The sequence below is a fragment of the Gimesia chilikensis genome (assembly GCF_007744075.1).
GTDB classification, from domain to species: domain Bacteria; phylum Planctomycetota; class Planctomycetia; order Planctomycetales; family Planctomycetaceae; genus Gimesia; species Gimesia chilikensis_A.
In genome coordinates, this window is the sequence record NZ_CP036266.1 from 3,020,833 (window position 1) to 3,046,701 (window position 25,869).

21 protein-coding genes are annotated in these 25,869 nt (G+C 49.4%); 9 read left to right on the forward strand and 12 right to left on the reverse strand.

What is annotated here, in order from left to right; translation table 11 throughout:
* Window positions 1-42 precede the first annotated feature (42 nt).
* Together HG66A1_RS11535 and HG66A1_RS31955 are read right to left on the reverse strand one after the other, a co-directional pair.
* The gene (locus HG66A1_RS11535; protein WP_232102223.1) at window positions 43-1,329 is read right to left on the reverse strand and encodes a diphosphate--fructose-6-phosphate 1-phosphotransferase; all 1,287 of its coding nucleotides are present in this window, start codon (window positions 1,327-1,329) and stop codon (window positions 43-45) included.
* A gap of 504 nt (window positions 1,330-1,833) precedes the next feature.
* The gene (locus HG66A1_RS31955) at window positions 1,834-3,057 is read right to left on the reverse strand and encodes a hypothetical protein (RefSeq protein ID WP_197997104.1); all 1,224 of its coding nucleotides are present in this window, start codon (window positions 3,055-3,057) and stop codon (window positions 1,834-1,836) included.
* 159 nt (window positions 3,058-3,216) lie between these two features.
* Here HG66A1_RS31955 and HG66A1_RS11550 point away from each other — a divergent pair, with 159 nt between their 5' ends.
* The 6 genes from HG66A1_RS11550 to HG66A1_RS11575 all read left to right on the forward strand — a co-directional run bounded on the left by HG66A1_RS11550 (window position 3,217) and on the right by HG66A1_RS11575 (window position 9,647).
* Window positions 3,217-5,238 carry an Hsp70 family protein gene (locus HG66A1_RS11550; RefSeq protein WP_145183616.1) on the forward strand — a complete coding sequence of 674 codons (2,022 nt, stop codon included), beginning with the start codon at window positions 3,217-3,219 and terminating at the stop codon, window positions 5,236-5,238.
* A 53-nt stretch (window positions 5,239-5,291) separates the two neighbouring features.
* Window positions 5,292-6,404, forward strand: a complete 1,113-nt coding sequence (gene menC / locus HG66A1_RS11555; protein ID WP_145183619.1) for an o-succinylbenzoate synthase — start codon at window positions 5,292-5,294, stop codon at window positions 6,402-6,404.
* A 155-nt stretch (window positions 6,405-6,559) separates the two neighbouring features.
* Window positions 6,560-7,081, forward strand: coding sequence for an RNA polymerase sigma factor (locus HG66A1_RS11560; RefSeq protein ID WP_145039932.1), 522 nt, complete (start codon window positions 6,560-6,562; stop codon window positions 7,079-7,081).
* 26 nt (window positions 7,082-7,107) lie between these two features.
* A complete protein-coding gene (locus HG66A1_RS11565; protein ID WP_145183622.1) occupies window positions 7,108-7,860 on the forward strand; it encodes a hypothetical protein in 753 nt (250 codons plus the stop codon).
* A 157-nt stretch (window positions 7,861-8,017) separates the two neighbouring features.
* Complete coding sequence (locus HG66A1_RS11570) at window positions 8,018-9,049, forward strand: lactonase family protein (protein ID WP_197997105.1); 1,032 nt, start codon at window positions 8,018-8,020, stop codon at window positions 9,047-9,049.
* Window positions 9,050-9,233: 184 nt separating this feature from the next.
* Window positions 9,234-9,647 (forward strand): hypothetical protein, encoded by a 414-nt coding sequence (locus tag HG66A1_RS11575; protein ID WP_145183628.1) that lies wholly within the window; start codon window positions 9,234-9,236, stop codon window positions 9,645-9,647.
* A 50-nt stretch (window positions 9,648-9,697) separates the two neighbouring features.
* Here the strand turns inward: HG66A1_RS11575 and HG66A1_RS11580 are convergent, their stop codons facing one another.
* The gene (locus tag HG66A1_RS11580; protein ID WP_145183631.1) at window positions 9,698-10,030 is read right to left on the reverse strand and encodes a TfoX/Sxy family protein; all 333 of its coding nucleotides are present in this window, start codon (window positions 10,028-10,030) and stop codon (window positions 9,698-9,700) included.
* Window positions 10,031-10,317: 287 nt separating this feature from the next.
* Between HG66A1_RS11580 and HG66A1_RS11585 the strand changes: the two genes are divergently transcribed.
* The 3 genes from HG66A1_RS11585 (at window position 10,318) to sixA (ending at window position 12,977) form a co-directional block, all read left to right on the forward strand.
* Window positions 10,318-11,112, forward strand: coding sequence for a cytochrome c (locus HG66A1_RS11585; protein ID WP_197997106.1), 795 nt, complete (start codon window positions 10,318-10,320; stop codon window positions 11,110-11,112).
* 186 nt (window positions 11,113-11,298) lie between these two features.
* Window positions 11,299-12,438, forward strand: coding sequence for a dienelactone hydrolase family protein (locus HG66A1_RS11590; protein WP_197997107.1), 1,140 nt, complete (start codon window positions 11,299-11,301; stop codon window positions 12,436-12,438).
* Between the two features lie 62 nt (window positions 12,439-12,500).
* Window positions 12,501-12,977: a phosphohistidine phosphatase SixA gene (gene sixA / locus HG66A1_RS11595; RefSeq protein ID WP_145183640.1), complete on the forward strand. Its 477-nt coding sequence runs from the start codon at window positions 12,501-12,503 to the stop codon at window positions 12,975-12,977.
* Window positions 12,978-13,018: 41 nt separating this feature from the next.
* Here sixA and HG66A1_RS11600 read toward each other — a convergent pair whose 3' ends face one another.
* The 9 genes from HG66A1_RS11600 to HG66A1_RS11640 form a co-directional block, all read right to left on the reverse strand.
* The gene (locus HG66A1_RS11600) at window positions 13,019-13,690 is read right to left on the reverse strand and encodes an HAD family hydrolase (RefSeq protein ID WP_145183643.1); all 672 of its coding nucleotides are present in this window, start codon (window positions 13,688-13,690) and stop codon (window positions 13,019-13,021) included.
* Between the two features lie 86 nt (window positions 13,691-13,776).
* The gene (locus tag HG66A1_RS11605) at window positions 13,777-15,138 is read right to left on the reverse strand and encodes a (Fe-S)-binding protein (RefSeq protein ID WP_145183646.1); all 1,362 of its coding nucleotides are present in this window, start codon (window positions 15,136-15,138) and stop codon (window positions 13,777-13,779) included.
* A gap of 56 nt (window positions 15,139-15,194) precedes the next feature.
* A complete protein-coding gene (locus tag HG66A1_RS11610) occupies window positions 15,195-16,445 on the reverse strand; it encodes an FAD-binding oxidoreductase (RefSeq protein ID WP_197997108.1) in 1,251 nt (416 codons plus the stop codon).
* A 70-nt stretch (window positions 16,446-16,515) separates the two neighbouring features.
* Window positions 16,516-18,024, reverse strand: a complete 1,509-nt coding sequence (locus HG66A1_RS11615; protein ID WP_145183652.1) for an FAD-binding oxidoreductase — start codon at window positions 18,022-18,024, stop codon at window positions 16,516-16,518.
* Window positions 18,025-18,200: 176 nt separating this feature from the next.
* The gene (locus tag HG66A1_RS11620; RefSeq protein WP_145183655.1) at window positions 18,201-19,697 is read right to left on the reverse strand and encodes a DUF3604 domain-containing protein; all 1,497 of its coding nucleotides are present in this window, start codon (window positions 19,695-19,697) and stop codon (window positions 18,201-18,203) included.
* A 136-nt stretch (window positions 19,698-19,833) separates the two neighbouring features.
* Window positions 19,834-21,357, reverse strand: coding sequence for a mercuric reductase (locus HG66A1_RS11625; RefSeq protein ID WP_145183658.1), 1,524 nt, complete (start codon window positions 21,355-21,357; stop codon window positions 19,834-19,836).
* A 34-nt stretch (window positions 21,358-21,391) separates the two neighbouring features.
* On the reverse strand, window positions 21,392-22,141 hold the full coding sequence (locus tag HG66A1_RS11630; protein WP_232106806.1) for a TVP38/TMEM64 family protein: 750 nt from the start codon (window positions 22,139-22,141) through the stop codon (window positions 21,392-21,394).
* A gap of 117 nt (window positions 22,142-22,258) precedes the next feature.
* Window positions 22,259-23,641 (reverse strand): transcription termination factor Rho, encoded by a 1,383-nt coding sequence (gene rho, locus HG66A1_RS11635; RefSeq protein ID WP_232102221.1) that lies wholly within the window; start codon window positions 23,639-23,641, stop codon window positions 22,259-22,261.
* A gap of 1,352 nt (window positions 23,642-24,993) precedes the next feature.
* Window positions 24,994-25,842, reverse strand: a complete 849-nt coding sequence (locus HG66A1_RS11640) for a M48 family metalloprotease (RefSeq protein WP_145183664.1) — start codon at window positions 25,840-25,842, stop codon at window positions 24,994-24,996.
* Window positions 25,843-25,869 lie beyond the last annotated feature (27 nt).

Sequence of the window (25,869 nt, forward strand, 5' to 3'; positions counted from 1 at the left end):
ATTGTCTCCCGTATGTATTAAATAGCTTATGTATGTAGAGGTTTATCTGTCTGCCTGGGGAACGTACTTAGGCAGTTTCTGGTCCGAGAACAGCGGCTGCAGTTGAGCCAGTCTCATCCGCCCATTGATCATGGGGATGCTGGGCCAGTCGTTACCGACCAGAGGCTTACAGTATTTGACGAAATCGTCTGTCACGTCCATCCCGTCGGCTGTAATCCAGTTTTTGGGGAAAGTACGCTCGCTGTTCGCGACTTCGGGCAGTGGCACCTTGTCGTAACGGACATTGTATCCCGGGCCTTCAGCACGGAGAATGGTTGACATGTAACCTGATTCTCCAGCGGCAGCCAGCAGGGCTGCTTTCTGACCTGCACCGTATGCTTCATCCAGGTCAACGGTAGAAGCGTATGCGATGTTATGACGCTGGTCAGTTCCCGGAACGTTGGCGCGGGCGGCGCCTTTCACTGCCAGTCCACGCTCGTTTAATTCATTGACCAGCAACTGGGCTACGGTCAACTGGCTGGAACTGAACTGGGTGTGTCCGAAGGAATCTTTCGTTTCCCCGATATCACCCAGGGAGAGTCCTTCACTGACAACTACGATTAGACGGCCGTCTTTGCGCAGCTGGTCGTTGACCTGTGCATGGATCTGCTCGATGCTGATCGGATTTTCTGCAAGGTAAATCTGCATCGGGATCTTGCGCTGAGGGTCTGCCAGTCGGGCAGCAGCCGGGATAAAGCCGATTTTACGTCCCATGGCCTGAAGCACCAGCACAGGGTCGGCGGGACAACTGCCCCGGTTTTCTTCATTGGCCATCTGGACCATACTCATCCAGTAGCGGGCGGTACTACCGTACCCGGGAGTGTGGTCGATCAGTTTGAATTCGCTGTCTCCCACATCGTTATCGATGGTTTTGGGAACTCCGATGCCAACGACATCCACGCCCCGCTCTGTTGCCATCTGAGCGACTTTATTGGCCGTGTCCATGGAGTCATTTCCGCCGATGTAACAGAAATAGCCGATGTTGTGTGCCTTGAAAACTTCAACGATCCGATCGAAGTCCTCATTCTGATGATCTTTCAGCTTGTAACGGCAGGTTCCCACGGAACCGGCGGCAGGCGTGACCCGCAGCAGAGCGATTTCTTCAGGAGACTGGCCGCTCAGATTCAGCAGTTCTTCTTTGAGCACACCTTCGATGCCATGCCAGCCAGCGTAGATTGTGCCGATTTCGGGAAGATCTCTCGCAGTTTCGACTAAACCTCTCAGGCTGTTGTTGATGACCGGTGAAGGTCCACCAGACTGTGCCACGATCATATTCTTGGGACTTGCCACGTTTTCTCCTCACTCTGCTGTAGTCTATTCATTGAAATACCCTTTCCTCACCGGAACTGGGGTATCTCTGACGGATACTTTAAACACGCATGAATTGATCATTCTGATAGCTACGGTCGGAAACAGACCGGCAGTGTCGTGTTGAATTTCAGGAAAATTCCGCGAGTGTCAGAATGATCGATTCCTTACAAATCAATTAAGGCGTTTACGAACGCTTCCCACAGTTATTCAGGCGAATTTCAGAAGGCTTGTGTGGTAAAGTGTTAATCTGAAAAAGGTTGCGATTAACAATTCCGTTTCCTGAGCGGGCGGAAGATAGCCTCTGTGCAGTGTGGGTGATCTCGTTAAAAGACTCACAAAGACTTGTTTTCACTCACTAATTCGGGATGTTACACGATTTGAGGCGTTAATTCAAAGTATCACCCTAGCGCCAATGGAGAAAGTTCCGGGAAAGTTGGGAATGTCAAATGTCCTTAGAGGAAGGCTGCTCTTAAGTTAATGTCTCTAATTATCGGGTGTCAAAGACACCTTGATCCCCTCAATTTGATAAGACAGATTGAGAGGGCCGAACAGGACATCAAAAAACTCATTCGCATCCGCGTTCTGGACCGAAATATCGATTCTCTGAGTGAGATCGACGCCAGCTTGATTTAACTGCTGAGGCTGATACTCAAATTCAATTCCGGACTGCTCCAGTTTCTGCATGACGGCCAGTACCGGGACTTTCTGAGCCCGAAGCGTGAACTTACGGCGTTGAATGGGAAGTACGTCAATTTGAGGAGTTCCCATCTTACGAACAGGGCGCTTTGAGGGATTCAGTTCTGCTTCAACTTTTTCCTGAAGGTCAGCAGAAGCATCAACCAGCAGCATCCTGCCTTCCCTGGTGATCATCGCTGCAGGGAACAATTCTTTGAGATGTTCAATCGTTTCATTCAGGGAACGTCCTCGGGATGAGTATGTTTTTTGAACAGTCACATGATCCGGAACAGGCAAAAGCCGAATCGCGGTTCCCTGCTTTTCCCAGAGGAAGGTCAGATTCAGTTGATTTAACACCAGGAGCAGTGCTTCATTGGCATTCACTGCCATCAGGGCGCCATGTGACCACAAATCATGGGGAATTCGCTCTGGATTACTGATGGTAATCTGATAGGAGTCTGCTATCTGATTGAGTAATTGAACCGGCGTATCGAGATCCTGATAGTAAAACGACTTATTCCTGGAAAGCTGAGTTGCTCGCGTTTTCATATCAGGTTGATTGTCTGACAGAGCGAGCAATTCCTGCTGCTTTTGTGCCAGCAGGGTTTTGAATGTCCCCATGGCCTGATCAGGTCCCAGGTAGACGTTACTTCCGACAACGATGGCTCTGGCGTGGAGCGCCGAGGCAATCTCATCCAACCCCGCTTCCACGCTCTGGTTCTGAAGATCAATTTTGAGAGTCGTGGATGGATCGATGCGGCGGTCGAGGATCAGAGAAATCTGTTGTGTTTTTTCAATCCTTTCCAGAACCGTTCGAATTCCCACATTTGACCAGGAGGCAGAGATTGGCTGAGCCAGGGCATGCCTGAAATTGCGTTCTACCAGATAAAGTGGTTGATCCCGGTTGAGAATGACGGGAGATTCTGTTGTCAGTTGGGCAATCAGTTCCGATTGCGTAATAAACATTGTCAGGCACATCGAAAACAGGCTGGCAATGATGTACGGGAGATTCCGGGGGGCGGACTGACGCACTTTTCAGAACTTTCTATAGGACTGTCTTCCAATGCAGGAAAACGGAAATCAGGTGCTGGAGTGTGACTTGTTTCCATGATACCATATCAAAGGAGTCTATGCCTGCCCATTTGTGCGGGAGATATGCGAAAATACTTATCTGAAGAGAGTTAAGGCGCTATGCAGAAGTTACAGGCTGTCGGCATTGATTTGGGAACTACCTATTCTTGCATCGCTCATCTGAATGAACATGGAGAGCCGGTCACCATTCCCAATCTGGAAGGTGAACTATCTACTCCCTCCGTGGCTATGTTTGACGGCGCTGAAGTGATTGTTGGCACTGAAGCGCTCAGGCACGCCATCGTTAATCCGCAGAATGTGGTTCAGCATGCGAAACGCTTTCTGGGTAAGCAGGATTTTCGATGGGAAATTGACGGGCGCTACTTTTCTCCCCGGGATATCTCTGCATTCATCCTGAAGAAGCTTTTAGCTTCCGCTGAGGAACGTATCGGACGGATTGATTCGGCCGTCATCACTGTTCCGGCTCAGTTCAGCGATTTGCAGCGACAGGAAACAATCGCGGCTGGTAAGCAGGCAGGACTGACACAGGTCGATCTGATCAATGAACCGGTGGCTGCTGCCCTGTGTTACGTGCTGGGGTCCGAGGGGATGTGGTTTGCCGAACTTGCAGAAGAGCAGCGCATTCTGGTTTACGACCTGGGCGGAGGTACGTTCGACCTGTCACTGGTTAAGTACCAGAAAGATGAAGTAGAAGTGATTGCCAGTGGCGGTGATCTCAAACTGGGGGGGATTGACTGGAACAGTACACTGCAGGCATCAGTGGCTGAGCAGTTTTACAATGAGTTCGGCATCAATCCCTGCAACGATCCGGAAAGCCTGCAGTATCTCGCGAACGAAGTTGAACAGGCGAAACGCAGCCTGACTGTCAGACCCAAAACCACCCTGGCTTGCCAGGTTGGCTCACAGCGTAAAACTTATCAGATTACACAGTCTCAGTTTGAGCAACTCAGTAAAGGGCTGGTCGATCGCACCACTGAAATCACCCGGGCACTGTTGAAGGACAACAATATGGGCTGGGCCCATGTGGATGTTGTGCTGACCACGGGGGGATCCTCCCGCATGCCCATGATTCGTGATGCTCTGAAACAGGCCAGCGGTACAACACAGAATCTGTCATTACCCCCGGATCAGTCGATTGCCCATGGTGCAGCTTATTATGCGGGAATGTTGCTCAGTAACCGGGAATACGCGGAATCGATTCTGACGAAGGATGCCGCAAGTCGACTGTCCAAAATGAAGCAGCATAGCGTCAACGCGCGGTCACTGGGCTTTCTGGTGCGTGACCAGACGGGACAACAGCGGATACCGCATTATCTCTTGCCGGCTAATACAAAGTTGCCGGCAGCGGTCAAACATACCTATGGAACTGTCTCCCCTGATCAACGCCGGGTGCATCTAAAGCTGATCGAAAGTGGCGCTTCTCAGGATGAACCATTTGTCATTCTGGGGAACTGCAAAATTGAAGGACTGCCTCCGAATCTGCCGGTCGATTCCAAAATCGAAGTACAGATGGAATATGATGCGGAAGCACGTGTGCACGTTTCCGCTAAAGATTTGACAAGCGGAAAAGAGGCACGGATTGAAATTTCTCGGGAGCAGAACCTGATATCCACAGCACCTGCAACTGCAGAGGCCACTCCGTCGGACGGGACACAGAAAGATTCTCAGTCTGATCCGTTGATGCTGCAGGAAATACTGGATCAGGCAGAATCCATCAAAGCGGAGCGTAAGGAGCAGAAAGCTGCGCCTCGGGAATCTTTTACCACTAAACCGAATCCTGTGGCACGTGGACTGGACAGTTCAGAGCGGCCAGTGGCATTATGTAACCAGTGCGGTGACCCCTTGCAGGGGGCACCGGCGTCTGACTGTCCGACCCCGGAGCAGCATTCGAAAGGAACAGCATCCAGCAGGTCGAATAAGGGACGTCGTACGGGCGTCGGAAAACAAACGCCGGTATCACCTGATGCTCCACAGAAAACTCGTAAAAAACGGGCAGGTTCTCAGAGGAAAAAAAAGAGATCTGCTTTACAGGCACAAAAGAAGCCGCGTCCGCAATCCAGCAAGCCCACCAGGATGGATGCTGCTGAGAGCGAATTCTGGGATCTACTGGAAGACGCCTGATCTGCCTTTGACAAAACTTCATAAAATGAAAACTACAGGATAACTGATCTCTGATGAAAATAGACCGGATTGAACTTTACCATGTGGCGATGCCACTGATTTATCCCTGGCGTACCGCTTACGGCGAAGACGCAGCCATTCATTCCGTGTTATGCCGGATGACCAGTGGTTCTGTTGATGGCTGGGGGGAAAGCACACCTCTGGCTGCCCCCTGCTACAGTCCGGAATGGGCGGGGGGTGTATTTCATACTGTCTCAGAATGGCTGGCACCAGCAGTCGTTGGACAAAGTTTTGACAGCGGTTCCGCGCTGCAGGATGCCATCTCGCTGTATAAGGGGAATTCATTTGCCAAGGCGGCTCTGGACAATGCCTGGTGGAGTCTGCACAGTCGTATCAGCGGAACGCCCCTGCACATTGCTTTGGGAGCAACACGCGATGAGGTACCTGTGGGAGCAGACTTCGGAGTGATGGATCATCTGGATGATCTGATTGAAGCCGTTGGGGGAGCCGTCTCAGAACAGTTTCCTCGGATTAAGCTGAAGTTCCGTCCCGGCTGGGATATCCCCATGCTTCAGGCAATTCGGACGGCTTTTCCAGATGAGGTATTTCATATTGACTGTAACAGCGGTTATCGCCTGAGCGATCTCCCACTATTTCAGGCAATCGAAGAATTCGATCTGGCAATGATTGAGCAACCTCTGCAACACGATGACCTGACGGACCATGTTCGACTGCAGGAACAAATTAAAACGCCGGTTTGTCTGGATGAGAGTATTACGCATCCCTATCGTGCACAGCAGGCAGTCAATTTGAAGAGTTGTCAATATGTCAACGTCAAGCCGGGCCGTGTGGGCGGCCTGACAAACGCCGTCAAGATTCATGATCTCTGTCAGACTGCGGGAATCCCCTGCTGGGTCGGGGGGATGCTGGAGAGCGCAACAGGAGCCTCGCATTGTACTGCTCTGGCGATGCTGGATAACTTCACCTATCCCGCTGATATTTTCCCCAGCGAGAAATATTATCGAGAAGATATGGCCCAGGAGCCTCTGAGACTCGTCAATCTTGAAGGAGGAATCCCGGGAGTGAAAGCGTTTGATGAATTGCCAGACCCGGATATGAATCGCCTGCAGGCACTCACACTCCAACACAAAGTAATTGAAACTTGAGTTTCTGCGAGATTCAGTTTAGGGTGGGTTCGAATGTTCATGTTTTGTCGCGGCAGCAAGCCGGAGTGGGAAAAAACGAGAAACTTCTAATAAATTCACCTTCCTGGGGAATAACCAGATGTCTTACTGCCTCTGTTTAGTTAGAGAATCAGGTTATGTCACGGACCAGTCGTAACAATTCGGAAGAACTGACACGATTAGTTGATGAGTATTATCAGCTGCTGTATCGCTATGCTTTTCGCCTTTCGGGCGACAGAGCTGATGCAGAAGATCTGACTCAGCAAACTTATTTGATCGCACAGAAGAAACTGTCCCAGTTACGCGATGCAAGGTCTGCCCGTTCCTGGTTGTGTACGATTTTGCGAAATTTGTTTCTGAAAAAAGTCACACGGAAAGCCGAGCCTGTTTCACTGGGATCCAGTCCTGATGTTGCCTCTGATCCTGCAGAGATACCGGAACTGACCTCAGAAGAACTTCAGACTGCACTGGACGAATTACCCGAGGATTTTCGACTCCCCTTATTAATGTTTTATTTTGAAGAACAATCCTACAAAGAAATTTCGAATGAGTTGTCTATCCCGCTGGGAACCGTGATGAGTCGGCTGGCACGTGCCAGGGCTTTTCTGCAGGAACGGTTTGCTTCGCTCCGGGAAGATATAAGTCCGATTCATTCATAAAAAAGATTGCCCTTTACGGTATTACCATGAACGCTTCCGAATCATCCAGATCACCTGAATATTCTGAGCCAGATCATTCTGCCTCAGATTCATTCGCTGATGGTCCCGTCTTTCATTCGGAGCTCAAGCGTGTTTTATTTGAGGTAGATGTACCCGAAAATGGAAAGCAGGGAGTACTGGATGCTCTGGCCCAAATTGACTCCGATGCCACCATCTCTATAGATCACCCCCCTGTTTCCCGTAGAGCTTTTCTCAAAAACCCGGGAACCCTGGTGGGGCTTTCGACTTGCCTGCTGTTTGCCGCAGTTCTGGCGTTTTTCTGGGTAACCCGACAACCGGTAATTCCTCTGGCGAAGCTCAGTCCAGAACTGAATCTGGACAGTCGCTTCATGTCGGAATTCGATGGAAATTTCGCGACCTCATTTCCGGCACAAGGTGGCTGGCATCAAAAAGGTCTGTTGAATTTTATTGGTCAGACCTACGGACTTTCCATCAGCGAGTCGGTTGTACACGACGCTGCGGTTCGTTTTTTCAGACTTTCATCAGGAAAAACTCGCACTGTCTATGGTGCTCTGCTGCAGATTCCTGCCAGTAGAGTCAGTCCCCTGCCCACATTAACCTCTTTTGATCCAGGCAAGGTCGAGTATACTCAACTGGGTAAGGGGAATTACGCGACCGTGAAATGGGTCGAAGCAGATCAGGTTTATGTCTGCATTGTCTTTGGTGGTGCCCGGGAGCTGGAAGCTCTGGGACGTGCCTTACAATCGACTGCCGCTTGAAATCTCTCTACTAACCGGCTCTACTGGTACCTGCAGTTGTTTGACGCTGCGCAAGTGAATGGAGTCTGACTATTTCCCTATCAACTTCTGAATTTCCAGGGTAGCCGCCATGTTCTCACTGCTTCGATTTTACCTGATTCTTTCCGGAGTCTGTCTTGTGTCTGTTCTTCCCTCTCAAGCAGCCAGCTATGTTTACATTTCTCTGGGGGGCGAGAAGAAGATTGCCATCTATCAGCAGAATGAGGCAGATGGAAAACTGACGCATCTTACCGACGTTAAAGTCCCAGGCGCGCCAGGCTGTCTGGAAGTCGATCCAGAGAAGAAATATCTTTTTGCATCCATCCGCTCTGCCAAAGAGTTCATGAGCTTCAGTATCAATCCTGAAAACGGCGAACTCACGCTGATCTCTGCGGTACCAGCGGGGGGAAATGCAGCTTACATCGCCACAGACCGTAAGGGACGCTACCTGCTTTCAGCTTATTATGGTGAGGGGAAAGTAGCCGTGCATCGGCTCAAGAAAGATGGCACAATCCTGCCCGAAATTCTCCAGACAATTCCGACAGACAAAAATGCACATGCCATTCTGCCCGATCAGTCAAATCGGTACGTGTTTGTACCCCATACGGGGCCCAATGCGGTCTATCAGTTTTTATGGAATGAAGCTGACGGAAAATTAAAAGCGAATGAACCGGCGATTTTCGAAGCGGCCCCCGAGATGGAGCCCCGCCACCTGGCTGTTTCAAAAGACAATCGTTTTATCTATTTTGATAACGAAAAAGGGAGCTCTGTCACTGCCTGTAAGCTTGATTCCGAATCTGGAACCTTGAAAGCGTTTCAAACCATTTCCACATTGCCGGCTGATTTTGAAGGGAAGAATACCTGTGCCGATATCGAACTCTCTCCCTCAGGAAAAAACCTGTATGCTTCCAATCGGGGCCATGACAGCATTGCCTGTTTCGCCGTTGATCCTCAGACTGGAAAATTGAAATCACTGGGACAGGCAGCGACTGAGAAAACGCCGCGATCCTTCAACATCGACCCGGAAGGACACTTCCTGTACGCCGCGGGGCAAAATAACGGTAAACTGGCTGCCTATCGTATTGATTCCCAGACCGGCAAGTTGACGCGGATTGACACCTATGAAGTGGGGAAATCTCCGTCCTGGGTTGAGGTCGTAAAGGTTCCCTAAATTGCCTGATTCAATCTGAAATAATTTCCAGTTCGAGTTTTGGATGAATTGCTTCAGATCATTGGTGGTGAAAGTCGATGAGTCTCCATAAGTGATCCTGTGATGACAGGACGCACCTATGCGCAGACATATTGCGCAGAACGGACTTTGACTATTCATTTTCTACTGAAGAGAGAGGCTGGATATGCGCTCTTCTGCCGTTGCTGTAATTCTGATCTCACAGTGTCTGATGTCACCGGCGTTCAGCCAGGAGCAGGTTCCTCTTCAGATCAGCTCAGATAACAAAAGCTCTGATGAGAACCAGGGGAAAGTGAATATTACGAGGGGGCCTTCCAAGCAGACTGGGCCAGCCTACCAGAGAATGTCTGTCAGCCAGCGCCTGATTCAACAGCGTGCATTCCTGCAGGCCAAACAGCGCATGGAGCGGATCGCCGCACGTAAAGCGATGGGGATCACTCCTGGCCGGCCTACAGTCAATATCAATGTGAGCCCGATTCCGACCTTTGCTCAGATAATGCAGGAGTCTTCCGGATTCTATTTTGATCCCTACCACTATTATGGTTACTGGTATGGTGCCCCGGGCTACGTGTTCCCTTGAATCCGTTAAGTGCTGGATTGACTTGAATCAGTCTCAGAGTTAATCCGCAGTTAAGTTTTTCCAGGCAGCGTCCGTACAAATTTGACGGCCTGATTGACCCACTCTTTCAGATCAATGTCCTCTCGCGTTCCTTCAGCTTTGACATAGATCATGCTTTTCATCACTTTGCCTGTGAAATCCATTTCGTGAGTAAATGGTTCCTTCAGTGCCTGCGCAGCGTTCTTCTCTCCCAGCCGTAACATGAGATTAGTCCCCGTGACTCCACAGCACATGTTGCCATTGAGCAGGAAACAGATTCCCCCAAACATTTTTCGCTGAGAATACCCTGCCCTGCGAGACAACAGTTGATGTATTCTGTCGGCGAGAGCCTCGTCGTATGCCATGTCAGCTTCCTCTAAGCCTGTCTGATATTGAATATTGCTTTCTCAAAACAAAATATTTCTTTACGCCTTTTTTGTCTAGATTACTGAACAAAAAAGGCTTGTCTGGTATTCTAAATAGGTGACGGGCAATCCTTTGAAATGTTAAGACGAAACAGGTACGACAGGATATGGTATTTTTCCGCAGCATAACTCTTTTCAGTATGCTTCTTCTGGTTAATAACAGTGGTTCTTTATCAGGACAGCAGACGGATACAGCGCCCGCTCAAAAGCCAGTTGGTGTAAAGTCGATGAGTCTGCCAGGTCTGGATAATGTCTTTCAGGTCGATGAGGCAGTTTACTCTGGTAGTGGGCCGGCAGAGCAGCGGAGTTTTGACGCCCTGCAAAAACTCGGAGTCAAAACCATCGTTAGCGTCGATGGAACCGAACCACATTTGGGAATGGCCCGGCGTGCGGGAATGCGTTATGTACATATTCCAATCGGCTATGATGGCGTATCAAACGATGCGGGGCTGGCTTTTGCACGCGTCGCAAAGGAGATCAAAGGCCCGGTTTATATCCATTGTCATCATGGCAAACACCGTGGACCCACTGCGACTGCGGTCGTCGGATTGTGTCGAGGTACTTTCAATCAGCAACAGGCTCTCGATTTTTTAAAGCGGGCAGGTACCAGTAAGGACTATGCGGGATTATGGAGAGACATCCGGAACTTTAAAGTTCCTTCCGCTGATACCCCGCTCCCGGAACTGGTGGAGTCCACACCAGTTTCCCCTTTGGTTAAAGCCATGTCGCAGATCAGCCATCATTTCGAATCACTGGATCAAATGCAGACGCAAAATCAACATCCCCTGGTCAGGAAAAAGAATCGCGAGACCCTGGTACTTCTGCAAGAAGAGTTCCGTGAGGCGGCACGTAAGTATGCCGACGACTATGATGAGATGTTTCAAAAATGGATGAGAGAATCTGAGAAACGGGTCGATACGCTGCAAACAGCATTTCAGAAGGATGACCAGAAGCAGATGGCCCGGGAGTTAAAAGCATTCAAAATGCAATGCAAACGGTGTCACGTCGCCTATCGGGATTGATTAGAGCTGAAATCAATGGCAATCAAGACCAGACACTGAACCCATACACAGAAGACAGATGGGGGACAACCGTTAAGTGAGTCTACACCTTTGAAAAACAGAAGAAATTTAAATTCAAGAGTTGTGATTCCCTTTCTTGATTGATGATAATGCATGCTCCTATCCAGTTTCGATAAGGGTATATTCATGCGATCATCTTTATTGTGTTTCCTCTCTTGTCTGGGAGTGATTTTGGGATACAGCCTCACCGTGCACTCGGAAGAAGCCAGTTCCAGGCAACGGTCAGAACCCGAAAAAATTGAGTCATCCTGGGATGACCTGCTCCATGGTATTGAATCACCTGAGGAGTGGGCAGAACATAAACAAGAGCTACGAAAACGTTATCTGGAGTTGCTCCGAGATCAGTACAAACCAGAAAAGCCTGATCTGCAAATCCAGTTTCATGATACAGTCATTGTAGACGGTATCTATCGCCGACAGTTGATCAGCTACCAGGTAGAAAAAGATGAACGGGCGCATGCCTACCTGGGAGTCCCCCTCAATTTAAGAGGACCTGCCCCGGCCATCGTTGCCTTGCATGGCACTTATAAATACGGCAAGCAGCGTGCAGCAGGTTTGATCGAAAACCCCGACAAGGCTTACCTTGATCATCTCTGTCGACGTGGTTATGTGGTAATTGCTCCCGATCATTTTGTTGCAGGACACCGGATCCCGGAAGCGGGGCCATATGACACCAAAGCATTTCATGAGAAACATCCACAGTGGACCTCGGTTGGAAAGTTTACCTACGAACATTCCATCGCCATTGATGTGCTGCAGACTTTGCGGGAGGTTAATCCCGACAAGATCGGCGTGCTGGGGCACTCGCTGGGAGGCCATGGATCAATGTTTCTGGCTGCCTATGATGAGCGAGTACAGGCAGCAGCTGGAAATTGCAGTGCCTCATTTTTCCGACAGAATGCGCGTGTCGAAGCCTGGGCGAGAGATCACTGGTATGTATATTTTAATCATATCCGCCCGGATCTTCTGGAAGGCAAATTGCCGCCGATTGATTTTCATGAAATCATGTCACTGATTGCACCGCGGGCATTTCTGGATCTCTCGGGACTCAATGATGGTGACCCTTTGACGCAGCGACAAAGAGTGCTGATGTTGATGAAGGTGATGGACGTCTATGAACTGGAGAAAGCACCTCAGAATTTTGCTTTTTTTGTTCATGGAAAAGGACATTCTGTGGCCCATGAATCACGTGCTCTAATGTATTCCTGGATGGATACACATCTCAAACCCGAATCTGAAACGAAGACAAAACTGGTCAAACCCTGACTTCTGCCTACGCAGAACTTCATCACAGCTCTGAGCATTCAACTAAGGTAGGAATAATATAGATGGAACTGTTGATCATCAGGCACGGAAAAGCTGAGCAGGCAGGCGTAGTACCAGGAGGAGATGCAGCCCGCCCCCTGACAGACCATGGCACTCACCAGTTTCGTAAGGTCGCTAAATGGATCGCCAAACATGATGCAGGTCCCGAGTTGATTTTACACAGCCCGCTTGTAAGGACGACTCAGACCGCTCAGATTCTGCAGGATGTTACGGAATTGAATGATGAAGCCTGCTATGCCCAACCCTGGTTGGGATTCGGTCTGAGCCTGGATTCGTTGATCTCTTTTGTGAGATCAACAGCCTTTGAACGAATCGCGATTGTAGCTCACATGCCCGACGTGGCCCGTTGCACTTCCGATCTGATTGGAGGGGGGGCAATCACTTTTAAACCTGGAAATGCAGCCTGCATTCAATTTGACTCCCTGATTGGTATCGGTCAGGGGAGCCTTAAATGGCACCTCAGTGCCCCATTGTTCTGAAATCTCAGTTCAAATGGGATTACTCAGTAGATGAGGCATTTTTAGCCTCGATTTTCTGCCAGGAGTGAGAGAATTCGCTCATCCGTCAACCGCTCAGCGACAAACTTTGCTGAACTGAAATCTCCGTAATTGCTGAACTCATGCGGAATCGAAACCACATAAGCTCCTGCTGCCACGCCAGAGCGGGTGCCGGTTTCACTGTCTTCCAGAACCAGCATATTTTTCGGACTGACTCCCATTTTTTCAGCAGCGGTCAGATAAATTTCCGGATGTGGTTTGCCGTGAGTGACATCCTCAGCAGTCAGGCTGATCGGGAAACGATGAATAATGTCAAACCGGGACAACAGAGATTCCAGGTAAGGACGAGGTGAAGATGTAGCAACTCCCTTGGGGATATCCAGTTCTTCCAGGAAATCCAGCAGTTCAAACAAACCCTCCATGGGTTTCAGATGCTGATCCAGCAGGGAACGGAAAATTTCCTGGCTTTCTTCCCAGAGTTCCAGAGGATCTTCCGGTTTATCCAGGAACTGAGTGAGGTGTTCAAACCCCTCATGAGCACGTCGGCCCATCATTCCTCTCAGAATATCGGGGGTCATTTTTTTCCCGCGTCGTTGCAACAGGGCATCGCCTGAGAGGAAAAACACGTGTTCTGTATTAAACATGATGCCATCCAGGTCGAAGGCAACCGCCTGAATGGGAGGGAGTTGAGACATAAAATCACTCTTTGGTTATTTATTAAAAACAAGCTATCCGTTGAGCGTAGGATAGTTGTTCAAACGCAGTGGTTCAACTTGACCGGCTAAAATACCGGTTTTTGCTTTCGATAACTCAGATCGAGCAGCTCCATAGGATGCAAGACGTGTAGAGGCTTTCTTGCCTGACGTATCTGCGAATCAATCTGGAGTGTGCAGCCGACGTTCCCACTGATGACCACTTCAGCCCCCGTATCCAGAATATTATTCAGCTTACGTTTGCCTAACTGATCTGCCATCTCAGGCTGTGTCAGATTATAGCTGCCTGCTGCACCACAGCAGATGGTGGATTCATTCAAGGGGATCAGGGTCAGTCCGGGGATCAATTCCAGCAGTTTGCGTGGCTGATTTTGAACTTTCTGTGCATGCACCAGATGGCAGGCGTCGTGATAAGTTGCCTTGAGGGTGATCTCTCCTTCGGGGGCGATCGGTCCCAGTTCAAACAGGAATTCCGAAACATCCTTAAACTTGCCTGCGAACTGTTTCAGTCGTGCTGTCTGTTCCGCAGTGGGCCCCGAAATTTCCTCCGCGATATGCCCATAATCTTTGAGCATGGCTCCACAGCCTGCGACATTGACAATAATGGCATCCAGACCTTCTTGATCGAAGGCTGCCAGATTCTGGAGAGCAAATTTGAGAGCCTCGTCGTCTGAACCGCTGTGGTAATGAATGGCGCCACAGCAGACCTGGCTGCGGGGGATGATAACCTCGCAGCCATTGGCTTGCAGAACGCGTGCTGTGGCGCGATTGACATGGCTGTACATTGCTTCTGAAACACAACCCGTAAACAGGGCCACGCGAGCTCTTTGGGTTCCCTGTGCCGGTAAGACTTCCGGTAAGGCTGGTTCTACAGGCTTGAGACGTGGTAGCAGATTGTGCATCCGTTTCAGTTTCTGTGGCAGCAACTGTGGAATACCGAGGATGTCAACCAGCTTATCGAGCTTTAAGAACTGCATCACCCGGGCCGGCATCAGCGAGAGGCGAATCCGGTTGGGATAGGGGAATAACCGGTACAGGATCCAGCGATGAAACCAGTCATTCTTCGCTCCCCTGCCCTCTTTGGCGTCCAGATGCTGCATGTCTACCCGGAACGGTTCAATTAATCTGCCATATTGAACTCCGGAAGGACACGCCGTTTCACAACTACGACAATCCAGGCAGAGATCCAGGTGGCCTCGAACAGATTCCGAGAGTTCAACGCGTTGATCAACGACCGCACGCATCAGATAAATTCGCCCTCGGGGGCTGTCATTTTCATTCCCTGTTTCCAGATAGGTCGGGCAGGCAGCCGTGCATAAGCCGCAATGAATGCAGTCCAGAAACTTCTCATAGGGAATCTCAGATCCCGGTATTTCTGCAGGATCTTTGTCTGCCGTGGTTGTTTGAGAAAAGGCACTTCCGGGTTTCATGGGATAACTCTTCTGGGGTGAAGCTTACTGATTATGATTGTTTCAGAACTTGTGAATCAGGATTTCACCAGCTCTGTAAATCGTCGTGTGTTCAATAACTGTAGAGGATCTAAGGCCTGTTTCAACTGCTGCATGAGTTCCCAGCCAGCAGGAGGCGAACAAAACAGTGGCAGCGATTCAGCCCAGTCAGATTCACACTGGTAAATGGTCAGGTAGCCGGTTCCTGGATCAATTACAGATTGCAGTTGCTCGAGAATCTGATTCACGTTTTCCAGTGAACTGGCAGAATCGGGTAAATGTCCGAATACGATTCCATCTGCTGCATGTGCCTGGGCTGCGATATTTAGACTGGTGGCAGTTTCGATGAATGACATCATTTGTGATGGTAAGACAACGGCTTTCAGCGTCACCGGATCATCTGATGACGTTTGATACTCAGTCAAAGCGTTATATAACTGAGAGGCCTGCGCTTCTTCAATAATCTGAGCATCGAGAGAGGAAATGGCACGCCATTCATCAATAATCTGCTGCGCCTGCCACTTTACAACATTTTCCGGACCTTCATAGCAGATGCAAACGGCATGATTATCATTGGGAAGTTCAATCCTTGATTCGGCAGTAATTTGTCGGGCCGCTTTACTGTTGCAGTATTCGATAGCAGTTGGCCGGGTTCCCGATGTCACAATCGCTTCCAGTGCCTGATCAACACTCTGGCAGGAATCGAAGTCAAACCAGACCAGTTGCATGCACTCTGGTCTGGGGCGCAAATTCAGAGAGACCTGGCTGATAACTGACAATGTTCCCAGAGAGCCGATGAGCATTTTACCAAGGTCATAACCGGCGACATTTTTGACAACTCGACCCCCGGATTTGAACAGATTCCCTACTCCATCGACTGCTGATATACCAATCACGTAATCACGAATCGTACCATAGGAAAAGCGCCGTGGTCCTGAAGTATTGGTGGCGATCACTCCTCCGATGGTAGCCCGGTTAGACTGAGGTACGTCGATCGGCAGACGCTGTCCTTCGGCTGAGATGATTTCATTTAACTGGTCCAGTCTCATTCCAGCTTCGACAGTGATAGTCATGTCGCGGACCGGATAATCAACGACTCGATTCAATTGAGAGGTACAGATCAAAGGACCTGAATGACTGTCGGGGCAGCAGACAGACAGCGAGGTGCGGCCTCCCACTGGGAAAGTCTGTTTGCGGGCAGATGTTGCATTGTCACTCAGGAATCGACTCAATTCAGACTGGGATGTCGGAACAAAATCTTCCGGAGTACCGGAATGTGTGAGTGTCATAAATGGTCTTTCAATCTGTTGTGAGCAAAAAAGCAGCATGTCCTGCTGGGACATCAACAGTAGTTGTAGATCAGTGTGGAGCCCGTCGGCCAGGGTGTGATAAACTGACAGCTGCCTGCGATTTTTCTCCATGGGGAGGAAGTACCTTGTCGCGACTGCAGATCTGACGGGGATTGAAAATATTACGAACCTTCTCCATCTGGGAGAGATCCGTTTCATTGAAGATCCGACTCATAAAATTGATTTTCTCCACACCAATACCATGCTCGCCGGTCACACTGCCTCCCAATTCCAGACACTTGGAGAGAATCTCTTCACTGGCTTCCATTACCTGTTGAATCTGATCCTGATCGCGTTCATCAAACAGCAGAATCGGGTGTACGTTTCCGTCACCAGCATGAAAGACGTTCACAATTCTCATGCCATATTTCTGACTAGTGGCTTCAATAAATTCCAGGATTTCCGGTAAGCGGGTTCGGGGGACGACACCATCCTGAGTGCAGTAACTGGGACTGAGTCGACCAATGGCTCCAAATGCCTGCTTGCGGCTTTTCCAGATCAAAAGCCGTTCCTCTGGAGTGTCTGCCCGCTGAATTTCCCGTACGTTATGTGCATTACAGATCTCGACAATCCGTCGTGCTTCCTCATCTAAGGCGATTTCCAGTCCGTCGACTTCGATCAGCAGAACTGCGCCCGCATCGAGGGGGAAACCAAAGTGAAAGGCTTCTTCAATCGCTTGTATGATGCCTTGATCCATCATTTCCAAAGCAGAGGGAATGATACCCGCTGCTATGATTTCCGAGATCGCCCGGGTCGCATCAGAGATGGTCTGGAACACCGCCAACATAGTGCGATGTGCCTCTGGATCGCGTGTCAGACGTACAATCGCTTTCGTGCAGATGCCGAAAGTTCCTTCATTTCCGACATAGACTCCATGCAGATCGTAGCCTGGCGTTTCTGCTGTCGGGCCCCCCAGATTGATTACTGATCCATCGGGGAGAACTGCTTCAAGTCCGAGTACGTGATTCGTCGTGACTCCATATTTAAGCGTATGCGGTCCACCAGAATTAGTCGCGATGTTTCCGCCGATGGTGCAAGATCCCTGACTGGATGGGTCCGGCGCGTAGTGGTAACCGGTGCCTTTCAAGGCATTGGTCAGATGCAGGTTCACCATCCCTGGTTCAACGATTGCGTAACGATCGCGTAGATTGATTTCAAGAATCTGTTTCATACGCGTCAGGACAATCATGACTCCCCCGCCGATAGGCAGGCAGCCCCCCGAGAGGCTGGTTCCCGCTCCTCGAGCCAGAAAGGGAACGTTAAACTGATTGCAGATTTTGACAATTGATGAGATCTGTTCTGTAGACGTTGGAAAAACGACGATGTCGGGGGCCGATTTGTCAACGATATAGCCGTCACATTCATAGACAAGTAGTTCATCTGCATCGTAGAGCAGACTGTTTTTCCCTACGATTTGTGTCAGCTGTTGAATCAGTGAGGAAAACGGGCCGCTACCACGCTCCAGTTGTTCCAACACGGGAGCGACAAGATGCGAGGTCTGGTTGTCTGGGTCAACCATTGTGGGGGCTGCTTTCAATGAATGATGAAAGGAAAATGCAAAATTCTATAACTGGTTATTGTAAAACAAAATAAGGTTAAGATTCAATTCCGGGAAACCTGCCAATTGGTCCCCAATTTTGGAAAGAAGAGTGTTCTTCCAGCTGGGCAAATTACTAATAGAGTAACTCAATGAGGTTATTTTGAATTCACCCAGATTGGGCTCGACCATGCCATTTCCCCGTTGGATTGAATAACGCGTACATAGTACCAGTCAGCTTGGTTTCCGTCACCCGCGTCCGTGAATTCAAAGTCTGTTTCCCATTGATTCTGAAAAACAACCCGGTGCAGCATCGCTGATTCCCAGGGGAATGGACGTGTAAACAACATTTCATTACTTACGGCTAACTCACCTAGAGTCTGTGTTAGCTGGCAATCACTGGGTTGGGTGCATTTAATGCTGACTTGAGTCTGTTCATTTCCCTGAATTCGCAGCACAATCGCTTTCTGAGACCAGTCGTCAACCTGTTGTTTCAATGCTGTAAAAGACTGGACAATCAGTCGATTTGATGAAACATCCAGGATTTGATCTCGACGGAATTCATCGAAAGGCCCCGGTGTGAAACAGGGTTGAAACTGCTGAATCTCACCTCCCTCCACATGTATGGCAAAATTCCAGTCTGCTGTCCCTCCCCAACCCAGGGCGGGCCACGGTCCCCAGCCGTATTCGAAGCGGAGTACAACCGGATGATTCCAGGACCGGTTATCAGGAATGTTGTCGACTGGAAAATCACGATGTATCACACGGCCGTTTTTCAGGACTTCGACCCGGTCGATTTCATCCCAGCCTCGCACGTGAACTTTGATACGGCGATCAGGGGTGAATGAGAGCTCCTGTCCCATCATCTGGTCATTCAGGAAGAAATCGAGTTCAATGCGGTCACCAGTTACCGCATACGTGCGACGATTGCGGATCGCGTCAAACAAGGCTTCTCGAGACAGTTCAGTGGCTTTGATGGCTGCCAGACCCTCGCGATATCCACCGGGATGTCCGAGGTGATCATCGGTACTGGCAATGACCCCCAGTCGGTATCCCTGATTGAGATAGTACTGCAGCGTGTGCTTTGTCCAGCGTCCCCCCTCTGTATGTCTTTTATACGGAAAAGGAGCCCGATCATGTTCAGCGCAACCCCATTCTGAATGAATTTCCAGGACAGGTGACACTTCGGGGGCCAGTTTCGTCGCGTCAAAACCACGGTGCCCCAGTCGATTAGCAGGGTGATGCGGGATCAGCAGACAACCCCGGTTTCGTGCAAATTCCTGAAGTTCAGCCAGATCTTCGATCAGTTCATAATCTCCTCTGAGATCCGGATAGAGAATGTGATAGTCCCCCTCCTGAGTGCCATGTCGCTCATAGCCTAGAATCGTGACAAACTCCCCCGGTCTGTCGAATTGTCTGGCAAGCTCAACCACTTCCGGCCAGCGGGAGCGGGCTATATGAAATCCATTCTTCCATTTGTGGGATATTTTGCCATCGTATTCCACAATATCAGGCCAGTAGGAATGGGGAGTGAAAGCGTAGAAATCGAGATGGTTCCGGGCGATTTCAAAGGAGCGATCCAGAGAGCCCTGGGCATAGCCCACATGGTTGTGGTTATGCAGGTCTCCGAAATAAGTCTGGTATTCTGTGGTCATGGATTTGGCGCTTGTGCATTGCTTTGTTTGAAGAAATCAAAATCTCTCACTTCAGAGTATCTTGCAGCGGAGCGTTCTACAAATGGCATTTACCGATTCTAATCTAAATACAGACTTAATCGTGTAAAACAGAGCTTCAACGCGTCCATTTCAGCCATTTCATCAAAAGGGACTTCAGAAACGGGGTAAGACGAGTGCGGTTAAACTGATCCCCGATTTTACGAATCGCATCCGCCTGAGTTGGATAAGGATGGATCACACTGGCTAACTTTTTAAGACCGGTCCTACTCTGCATGGCCAGGGTGATTTCAGAAATCAAATCACCCGCATGTGCTGCGACGATCGTTGCACCTAGAATCTTATCTGTTCCCCGTTTGACATGGACCTTTACAAAACCGGCGGTTTCATTATCCAGGATCGCTCTATCGACGCCGTCCAACTTCTGGATAAAGGTGTTGACGGGAATACCTTTTTCTCTGGCTTGATGCTCATAGAGTCCCACATGTGCTACTTCTGGGTCGGTATACGTGCACCATGGGACGATCAGGCGACTGGCTTTGCTTCTGCCAGGAAATAGCGCATTGCCAATTACCAGCCGAGCCTGAAAATCAGCATTGTGGGTAAACTTTAAGTGAGAGCAGATATCCCCTGCACCATAAATATCCGGATTTGTGGTCTGCAGGTAGTCATTGACGATCACACCAGATAGTGGATTGTATTCAACTCCGGCTTGTTCCAGTTCCAGACCTTCAACATTAGGGGTTCTTCCGGCTGCTATCAGGATTTCATCGACCTCCAACTTGATTGTCTGCCCTGCCGTTTCAATCGTCAGAAGTTTTTCCTGTTCGTTCTCAGAGACCAGAGAGGTGTTGGCATTGAAGACGAGTTTAACACCATCTCGATCCAGTTTTTGCTGAATGATTTGGGCAGCGTCTTTATCTTCCCTGGAAAGAATCTGCGCATGAGATTCGATGAGTGTGACTTGTGAGCCAAAGCGGGCAAAGGTTTGTGCGAGCTCACAGCCGATTGGTCCACCTCCGATGACTGCCAGTCTGGATGGAAGTTCTGTCAGAGAAAAAATATTCTCATTCGTCAGATAGTTGATGTTTTTGATACCGGGAATGTCAGGGACCGCAGGACGTCCTCCCGTTGCGATAACGGCCTTTTTGAAGTGAAGTGTCTGCTCCCCAACTTTGATTGTTTTGCGGTCAAGAAAACGACCTTCACCAAGATAAACATCGACACCCAGTTCCTGAAAACGACGAGCTGAGTCGTGATGGCTGATCTCGGCTCTTAATTTCCGCATGCGCTGCATCACCTCCTGGAAATTAACAGAGGTGGCTTCGGGGGCCAATTCGATCCCCAAGTCTTTTGCATTTAGAATTTTGTGTATAGCTCTGGCAGAAGAGATGATCGCTTTCGAAGGGACACATCCGGTATTCAGGCAGTCTCCACCCATGAGACCTCGCTCAATTAATGCGACTTTCGCTCCCAGGCCAGCAGCTCCCGCCGCTGTTACCAGACCAGCGGTTCCCGCTCCGATGATTACCAGATTGTAGCGCCCACTGGGAGTGGGATTGGACCAGTCGGTGGGATGAACCTTTTTGATTAGATCCTGATTGAATTCATCATCGGGAAGTAGCTGAATACGATCGGTCATACTCGTTTTCTCTGTCCTGATTCAGAATGTTCTATTAGCGTTGTTGAAGGCGTTGAGCGATGAGCTTTACCAGAAACGGAAAGGTGCCCAGTAAAATGAATGCGAATATGAGTTGAGGCGTCAAGATGCCTTTCGCGCCGTGTTCAGACAATTCCTGCAGAGTGGGAAAGCTGGTACCAGCATAAACGAAGACGGCAGTCCCGGGAAGCATACCTGTTTGGCTCACCCACCAGAAGGTCGAGATCCGGATTGTCGTCAGGCCCATAACGACATTAATCAGAAAGAAGGGAAACGCGACTACGAGTCGCATGAAAAAGAGGTAGAACGCACCCTCTTTTTCAAACTGCTGATTGATCTGCTGAAATTTATTCTGGTAACGGGATTGAATCGAGGATCGGAATAAATAGCGACTGGTTAAAAATGCCAGAGTGGCTCCTGTTGTGGAAGCAAAACTGACCAGAATCAGTCCTTTCCAGAATCCAAAGAACCAGCCATAGGTCAGCGTCAGTGGCACTGCCCCAGGTAATGAAAGCCCCGTAATCCCCGCGTAGATCAGATAGGCGACGAGGTAGATTGAAACCGGATGCTGAGCTGCAAACTGTTTCCAGTAACTTTCCTGGGAAGCGAAGTATTCGAGTGTCAGCCGGTCCCGGAAAAAATAATAACCCAGCCCGATGACACAAGCGAGAATCAGAAATACCACCAGGCGTACAACGCCAACTACAGGCTGATGCTGCTCAGATTGATGATCAGGCTGTTCTGGTTCAGGACCCGCAGCGTTCACCTGGAAGATTCCCTCTGATCTAAAGAGGTTGGCTTGATGACTCTGACCCCGATCGCAACAATCGCGATGCTGTATGTCGAACTGCACTGACGTTTAAGATCCGTCAATGCAGGTCAACTAGAGAATAGCCCGGATCTTTTCCAGAAACTCTTTGTTGGTTGGGAACTTCTTGAGCGTGCTGCTCAATTGCTCCATGGCTTCAACAGGATTTAAAGAGATCAGACTTCTACGAAGCATGGTGACCCCTTCGAGTGCTTCCGGTTCGAGAATTTTTTCTTCGCGTCGCGTCCCGGACAGCGTAATATCAATTGCTGGGAAGATACGTCGGTCGGAAAGTTCCCGGCTGAGGACCATTTCCATATTACCGGTTCCCTTGAATTCCTGGAAAATCACTTCATCCATCCGGCTGCCGGTATCAATCAGGGCTGTGCCCAGAACTGTCAGTGAGCCACCTTCATCAAAGCGGCGGGCGGTTCCAAACATTTTCTTGGGAATGTCCATCGCTTTCACATCCAGACCACCGCTCATGGTTCGGCCGGTATTCCCAACCCATTTGTTGAAGGCACGAGCGGTTCGGGTGATACTGTCCAGCAGGATGAAGGCATCTTCACCGGCTTCCGCCAGACGCTTGCCCCGTTCGAAGATGAGCTGGCTGGTGCGGACATGGCTTTCAACATCCCGGTCCATTGAAGAGGAAATAACCTCGCCTTTAATGGAGCGTTCCATTTCGGTTACTTCTTCAGGCCGCTCGTCAATCAGCAGGACCATCAGGCGGATTTCAGGATGATTCTTACTGACGGCTTCAGCAATATCCTGGAGCAACATAGTTTTACCGGTTCGAGGAGGTGCAACAACGAGAGCACGTTGTCCCTTTCCGATGGGAGTCAGGAGATCCATTACCCGCATCGTGATCGGCATGGGGCCAGTTTCGAGTTTGATCTGCTCGAATGGATTGATTGGTGTGAGCTCATCGAAGGATTTGATTTCCATGTACTCTTCGATGGTGCGCCCATCGATAGTTTCGATGCTCTTCAGGCGAGGCCCTTGCCCTCTGGTACCCGGACCAACTTCGCCCCGAATCAGGATACCTTCACGCAGATTGTGTTTTTCAATCAATGAACTGGAAACAAAAGCATCAGAATCCTGAGCTTTGTAGTTCACTTTGGGGTCCCGGATGAATCCGTATGCTTTAGGGTGCAGCTCCAGAACACCTTCAATAACACCTGTGACATTTTCATTGGCGGCAGGTGATGTAGAACGGGACCGGCGTTGTTGGGGTTTGGCACCGGTACGCGACCGACCTCCCCGGTTATTACTATTGCCAGCGCGACCGCGATTGTTCGCTCCCTGCCCCGGGCGTCCCTGAGCATTGGGGGTATCTGATTTTCTTCTCCGTCTTCGACGACGGCGATTGCCTCCAGATTTATCGCCGGAACGGTCATTGTCTGTCTGGTTGGCGCTGGGCTCGTCGTCTATGGAATCAGCAGGAAAATCTGACATATTTTCATCTTCTCTTTCAGTGTCTGCTTCAGTAGAAGAGTGAGGGTTTTCGAAAAGCTCGAGGTTATCTTCTGCCTTACGATGATATTCGTCCTGCAGTGATTCAGTTTCACTTTGTTCGACAATTTCCTCGGCAGGTTTTTCCGCTTTTTTGCGTGTCCTGGTAGTTTTTCGACGGGTGGTTTTTGGTTTATCTGAAGTTTCAGAACTCTTTGCAGCCATACAGAAACACCAAATGATAATAAAGAAGTAAAGAAGTAATTAGAGATACAACTACGGCACTCACATGACACGACCAGCTCGATACATGATTTCAAATCAGACCACTGACAGCGCGGAGCTCACAGGGAGACTGAAAAGTAGCTGGCATTCTTCTGAATGTGCCGATTCTTTTTTCAGCGGAAACCGACTCGAGTCAATTCTTACAATTATGACCTGGTCTTGATCTCATGAAGAAAGATTTACACTGGGAAATCGTTCGCCCGCTTGAGGACTCGGCCGTCTTGGCCTGTTATCTTCCCGTATTAGGAGGGTCATCGCTTTGGCTATTGTAAAGAGATGAGGCCCTGGCGTTGAGAACAGCGAACTTGCAATGTCTGTTGACTCAAGCCTCTGTTAGGTGATGGTCTTGCCGATATCCTTTCAGGCAAAAATTATGGTCAAAACTGATACTAGAAATTCAATCGTTTCTTATGTACTCCGTCAACCAATAAATGGTTGCTAATACGGAACTTTTAAATGTTTTACTTGTGAGACAATCTCACTTTTTTCGTCAGAGGACTCCAGTGAATTGGGAGAATAAAATTGATCCAATCCTTGAGCCAGCTTGCTGTTTCGAACATAAATCAACCCCCCGGGTTGAATCATTGGTCGCATCTCAGACCAACAGAAAGCAAGGCTGTTCTGCCTCAGGGGCAGATACGCAAAGTCTCTTAAAGTGCATCCAGAAAGAGAAAAACTTTCAAGAAGAAGCATTCCCGAGTAAATCGGGAATAGTGCTGTTGAGGAACTGACGACCCGCTGGTAACGACTCAACTCACTTAAAAGCCAAATTGGTAACCAGTGAAATTAAATACTCACTGGATGCTGGAAATTTGATCTCAAAAAGCGGGAGAGATCCTCAGTGGAAATAACGGCTTACCAGAGATTGCTTAGTTAGTAGTGTTTACCAAAACCTACATGTAGCGTCAATACTAATCGGTTTGGAAGCCAAGTCTGCTAACATCATAACTTATCGTCAATTAAAGTCAATTGACTATTCTGTTTCTGACGAATGTTTTGTTCAGTCAGTTCGGAATGCAGTAATTATTCATTGTTGAGCCCATTTGTTGCTTCAGAAATAGACTCCTTGTTTAAGGTTCCAGATTGTCAGGCAATCCTTGGGGATAAGTGCGGTGGATATAATCATGAATACGCTGGATTCGATTCCCCGGGTCGGGATGCGTACTTAAAATTTCCGGTTGCCTCCCTCCTCCTGCAGAGCGTTTCAGAATCTCCATGACCCCGGTCATGGCATATGGGTCGTAGCCTGCCATGACCATGAGTTTGATCCCCCAGCGGTCTGATTCCAGCTCGTCGCTGCGACTGTATTTCATATTTACCATGGAGCCGATCATTTGTGCCATCTGGGCACTGCTGACATCTCCGCCTGCCACGCCTGCGGCTCCTACCAGCCCCTGCGTGAATTCCTGTTGGGCCATGTGCTGTGCTCCATGTCGCGACAAAACATGCCCCATTTCATGTCCCAAAACTCCTGCCAGTTGTCCTTCAGTTTCAAGTTGTCGAAACAGGCCGGCGGTAATAAATATCTGCCCCCCAGGTAAGGCGAAAGCATTGATTACCTGGTTGTCATTGAGCAGGTGGAAGTCAAATCGGTAGGGGTTCCTGCGCCCCTGTTTCCTCAAAGACGCATTCAGACTCACCAGCAGTTTTTCACCCACTCGATCAACGTATGCTTGTGCTTCCTGATCCGGATGCTCGCCATGATGCTGATCCAGAATCGCAGGGAGAGCCTGTAATCCAAGTGCAATTTCCTGTTGCTCGGTTAGAGCGACCCGCTGGCTTTCACCTGTGATCTCATTGACATCGGATTTCATCAAAAACGAAATCAATGAGAACAGCGCGATCCCGGCAGCGACAACCAGTCGCAGTTTCAGAGAAGAATCATGTGATCCATGTCCCGTACGAATATACCGCGGCATCGAGAGTAATTCCTGAATACATACATT

What these genes read in the sequence shown, in the direction of transcription:
- HG66A1_RS11550 (WP_145183616.1), top strand. Translation starts at nt 3,217, where the DNA reads ATGCAGAAGTTACAGGCTGTCGGCATTGATTTGGGAACTACCTATTCT.
- menC (WP_145183619.1), top strand. Translation starts at nt 5,292, where the DNA reads ATGAAAATAGACCGGATTGAACTTTACCATGTGGCGATGCCACTGATT.
- HG66A1_RS11560 (WP_145039932.1), top strand. Translation starts at nt 6,560, where the DNA reads ATGTCACGGACCAGTCGTAACAATTCGGAAGAACTGACACGATTAGTT.
- HG66A1_RS11565 (WP_145183622.1), top strand. Translation starts at nt 7,108, where the DNA reads ATGAACGCTTCCGAATCATCCAGATCACCTGAATATTCTGAGCCAGAT.
- HG66A1_RS11575 (WP_145183628.1), top strand. Translation starts at nt 9,234, where the DNA reads ATGCGCTCTTCTGCCGTTGCTGTAATTCTGATCTCACAGTGTCTGATG.
- HG66A1_RS11580 (WP_145183631.1), bottom strand. Translation starts at nt 10,030, where the DNA reads ATGGCATACGACGAGGCTCTCGCCGACAGAATACATCAACTGTTGTCT.
- HG66A1_RS11585 (WP_197997106.1), top strand. Translation starts at nt 10,318, where the DNA reads ATGAGTCTGCCAGGTCTGGATAATGTCTTTCAGGTCGATGAGGCAGTT.
- HG66A1_RS11590 (WP_197997107.1), top strand. Translation starts at nt 11,299, where the DNA reads ATGCGATCATCTTTATTGTGTTTCCTCTCTTGTCTGGGAGTGATTTTG.
- sixA (WP_145183640.1), top strand. Translation starts at nt 12,501, where the DNA reads ATGGAACTGTTGATCATCAGGCACGGAAAAGCTGAGCAGGCAGGCGTA.
- HG66A1_RS11600 (WP_145183643.1), bottom strand. Translation starts at nt 13,690, where the DNA reads ATGTCTCAACTCCCTCCCATTCAGGCGGTTGCCTTCGACCTGGATGGC.
- HG66A1_RS11605 (WP_145183646.1), bottom strand. Translation starts at nt 15,138, where the DNA reads ATGAAACCCGGAAGTGCCTTTTCTCAAACAACCACGGCAGACAAAGAT.
- HG66A1_RS11610 (WP_197997108.1), bottom strand. Translation starts at nt 16,445, where the DNA reads ATGACACTCACACATTCCGGTACTCCGGAAGATTTTGTTCCGACATCC.
- HG66A1_RS11615 (WP_145183652.1), bottom strand. Translation starts at nt 18,024, where the DNA reads ATGGTTGACCCAGACAACCAGACCTCGCATCTTGTCGCTCCCGTGTTG.
- HG66A1_RS11620 (WP_145183655.1), bottom strand. Translation starts at nt 19,697, where the DNA reads ATGACCACAGAATACCAGACTTATTTCGGAGACCTGCATAACCACAAC.
- HG66A1_RS11625 (WP_145183658.1), bottom strand. Translation starts at nt 21,357, where the DNA reads ATGACCGATCGTATTCAGCTACTTCCCGATGATGAATTCAATCAGGAT.
- rho (WP_232102221.1), bottom strand. Translation starts at nt 23,641, where the DNA reads ATGTCAGATTTTCCTGCTGATTCCATAGACGACGAGCCCAGCGCCAAC.
- HG66A1_RS11640 (WP_145183664.1), bottom strand. Translation starts at nt 25,842, where the DNA reads ATGCCGCGGTATATTCGTACGGGACATGGATCACATGATTCTTCTCTG.